This window comes from Caldimonas sp. (genome assembly GCF_046289365.1).
GTDB lineage: Bacteria > Pseudomonadota > Gammaproteobacteria > Burkholderiales > Burkholderiaceae_C > Caldimonas.
In genome coordinates this window covers 1-3,421 of record NZ_JBKBVU010000131.1, presented here as the reverse complement: position 1 = coordinate 3,421, position 3,421 = coordinate 1, and the positions used below count along the sequence as shown (strand labels likewise).

Genomic DNA, 3,421 nt, shown 5'->3' with positions numbered 1-3,421 from the left:
CCTCCCCCTTCCTCCTCCCCTCTCTCTTCTCCCCCCTCCCCCTCCTACGTCCGCACCTACCGCGACCTTGCCCAGCCAGCCGGCCTGGCCGAGATCGCCACCTATGCCCAGGGCATCGGTGCCCACACCCAACTGATCATTCCGCTGGCCGGCCGTCGCCTCGGCCCCCCCACCACGCTGGTGCGCGATGCCCATCAGGCCGGCCTCGTGGTGCATGGCTGGACCGTGCGCGCCGAGAACTCCTTCCTGCCCGATGACTTCGACGTCGGCGACGACCCGCGTGGCCTGGGCGACATGGCCGGATGGGTCCGCGCCCTGCTGGCACAGGGCTTGGACGGCTTCTTCACCGACCACCCCGAGGAGGGCCGGCGGGCCCGTGATGCCTTCGTTGCCGGGCGCTGAGCGCCTGCTCAGCCTGCACGCTGGCCGGCGCGGCGCTACAGTGAGGGCCTGTCTGCCTGCTGCCGAATGCCCATGTTGCTGCCTGCGCCCCTGACCCCGCCCACCCTGGTGGAGGATGCCCTGCGCGAGCGGGGCTTTGCCGTGCTCGATGCCGCCGGCCTGGCCGCCTTCAGCGGCGTGGCCGAGGGCGGCTTTGCCGACTTGTCGCCCTTGTGGGACGACCTGCCGGCCGATGCCTATCTGCGCGACGGCGGGCGCTATCGCCGGCGCCGACACGCCTGCCTGGTGGTCGAGGGCGGCCGCCACCGCACGGTGCCCCATCGGGCCCATTGGCAGCCAGTGGAGTACAACGCCCTGCACGGGGGCCTGGAGCGCTGGTTCGAGCCGGTGTCCCTGCAGATGCTGGAGGCGCCGGCCTTTCTTCATCTGATCCACGCGCTGGCGCGCTGTGCCAGTCGGCTCAAGGGGGAGCAGCCCTGGTACGTGGAGGTGCACCAGTTCCGCATCGACACGACCGACGGCATCGGCCGCCCCACGCCCGAGGGAGCGCACCGTGACGGCGTCGACCTCGTCGCCGTGGTGCTGGTGGCGCGCTCGGGCATCAAGGGCGGCGAGACGCGGGTGTTCGAGGCGCACGGCAGCCACGGCATCCGCTTCACGCTCACCGAACCCTGGTCAGCCCTGCTGCTGGACGATGAACGCGTGATCCACGAAAGCACACCCATCCAGCCACTGGACGGGCCCGGTCATCGCGACACGCTGGTCGTGACGCTGCGCGCCCGCGGCTTCCAGGGGCCTTGAAAGCTCAGCGCCGTCGTGCAGGCCGATGCTCGCGGATCCAGGCCTCGAAGGCCGGCTGGGGCAGCGGCAGGCTGATGGCTTCGCCCTGAAGGGCTTCGCAGCCCTGCGCCAAGAGGAAGCTGCGCTGGGCGGTGGTCTCCACCCCCTCGGCGACCACCCCGTGGCCGAAGTGGCGCGCCATTTGGATGATCGCGCAGGCGATAGCGGCCGAGTCGGCGGCCTGCGGCAGATCGCGCACGAAGGAGCGGTCGATCTTGACCTTGTCCACCGGCAGTTCGCGCAGGTAGCGCAGCGAAAAGTAGCCGGTGCCGAAGTCGTCGACCACGATGTGCGCCCCCAAGGCCTTCAGGCGCGACAGCCGCTGCTTGACCTGCGGCACGTCATTCATCAGCAGCCGCTCGCTCAGTTCGAACTCCAGCCATTGCCCGCCGGCGCCTTCGTCGGCGAGCAGCCGCTCGATCCCGTCGACGAAGCCCGCGGCCTGGAACTGCACCGCCGACAGATTGAGGGCGATGCGGGCGTCGGTCAGCCCCTGCTCGCGCCAGCGCCGCGCAGTGCGCAGGGCCTGTCGGACCACCCATTGGCCGATCGGTTGCATCAGTCGCTGCTGCTCGGCCACCGCAAGGAAGTCGCCCGGCATCAGCAGCCGGCCGTCGGGGTGCTGCCATCGCAGCAGGGCCTCCACGCACACCAGCGTGCCGTCGTGGGTCAGCACCTGGGGTTGGAAATGCAGTCGGAACTGGTCTTCGGCCAAGGCACGGGACAATTGGCTCTCCAGTTCGAGCGCCTCGAAGGCAGCGCTGGCCAGCGAAGGGTCGAAGAAGCGGTAGGTGGCCCGCCCGTGGGCCTTGGCCTGGTACATCGCGCTGTCGGCATTCATGATCAGCTCGCCGGGCGACTGGGCATGCGCGGGAAAGAGCGCGATGCCCACCGACGGGGTGACGCTGAGCCAGCGAGCGTCGACCTCGATCGGCCGCTCGATCGCTTCGAGCAGCTTGCGGGCCACGTCCTCCACGTCGGCGCGCGTGTGCACGCCGCCCAGCAGCACCATGAACTCGTCGCCGCCGAAGCGGGCCACGCGATCGCTGCCGCGCAGGCTGTCGGTGATGCGCTGGGCGACGGTCTGCAGCAGCCTGTCGCCGACGAGGTGTCCCAGCGAGTCGTTCACGCGCTTGAAGTCGTCCAGGTCGATGAAGAGCAGGGCCAGCGATTCGTCGGCCCGGCGCGCCTGGGCCATGCGCTGATCCAGGTGCTCCATGAAGGACATGCGGTTGGGCAGTCCGGTGAGCGCGTCATGGTGGGCCAGATGATGGATGCGCGCCTGCGCTGCCTGCCGGTCGCGGATGTCCCGCACGATGGACATGCGCAGCCGCTGGCCGTTGCGCATCATCGTGCGGCCGATGAACTCCACAGGAATGCGGTAGCCGTCGCGGTGGATGATCTCACTCTCGTAGGTCGCATCCTGCGCGGCGGCCAGCAGGGCCAGCACCTTGGGGTGGTATTCCGGTGGCACGAAGTCCAGCGCGTAGCGGCCGATCAGCTCCTCGCGGCTGCAGCCGGTGAGGTCGCACACGGGTTGGTTCACGTCCTCGATGATGCCGTTGCTGTGGAAGACCACGCCCTCGGCACTGGCGTGCATGAAACGCGCCATGCGCTCCTCAGACTCGCGCAGATCCTGCTCGGCCTGGCGCTGCTGCGTCACGTCGGTGATGAGCACCAGGGCCGCCTGCGGTGTGCCCGAGGCGTCCAGGTGAGGCATCAGGTTCACCTTGATCCATTGCGCCGATCCATCGGGACGCACGGCTCGGCGCTCGTAACTGATCGAGCGGCGCTCGTGCAGCATGGCTTGGACGTGGGGCTCGATCTCGCGCGCCGCCTGCGCGCCGATCACCTCGGCGAAGGTGCGCCCAACGATGGACTGCTCGTCCCAGCCGAAACCCTGAGCGTAGGTGCGGTTGGCGAAGATGCAGCGGAAGGTGTGGGCATCGTAGTAGGCCAGCGCCGAGGGCACGTTGTCGGCCAGCAGTCGCAACTGCTCGGCCTGCGTGCGCGCCGAGCGCATCAATGCCGTCACGTCGTGCAGCAGGCACAGGTAGTGACCTTCGTCCGGCAGCCAGTGCGCGGCCCATTCGATCCAGTGATCGCTGCCGTCATGTGGGCGCAGCGCCAGCCGCACGGTGAAGCTGCTGCGCCGGGGCAGCAGCTTCACCGTGCGGCT

Annotated in this window: 3 protein-coding genes; 2 read left to right on the top strand and 1 reads right to left on the bottom strand. The window is 69.4% G+C overall.

All coding sequences use genetic code 11. The features are described from left to right. Both ACK42S_RS12580 and ACK42S_RS12575 read left to right on the top strand, forming a co-directional pair. A partial coding sequence (locus ACK42S_RS12580; protein ID WP_409707903.1) for a glycerophosphodiester phosphodiesterase family protein occupies nucleotides 1-402 on the top strand: 402 nt, incomplete at its 5' end. A 72-nt stretch (nucleotides 403-474) separates the two neighbouring features. Then, complete coding sequence (locus tag ACK42S_RS12575) at nucleotides 475-1,203, top strand: 2OG-Fe dioxygenase family protein (protein ID WP_409707926.1); 729 nt, start codon at nucleotides 475-477, stop codon at nucleotides 1,201-1,203. A 4-nt stretch (nucleotides 1,204-1,207) separates the two neighbouring features. Here the strand turns inward: ACK42S_RS12575 and ACK42S_RS12570 are convergent. Beyond that, on the bottom strand, nucleotides 1,208-3,421 hold a 2,214-nt coding region (locus ACK42S_RS12570; RefSeq protein ID WP_409707901.1), incomplete at its 5' end, for a putative bifunctional diguanylate cyclase/phosphodiesterase.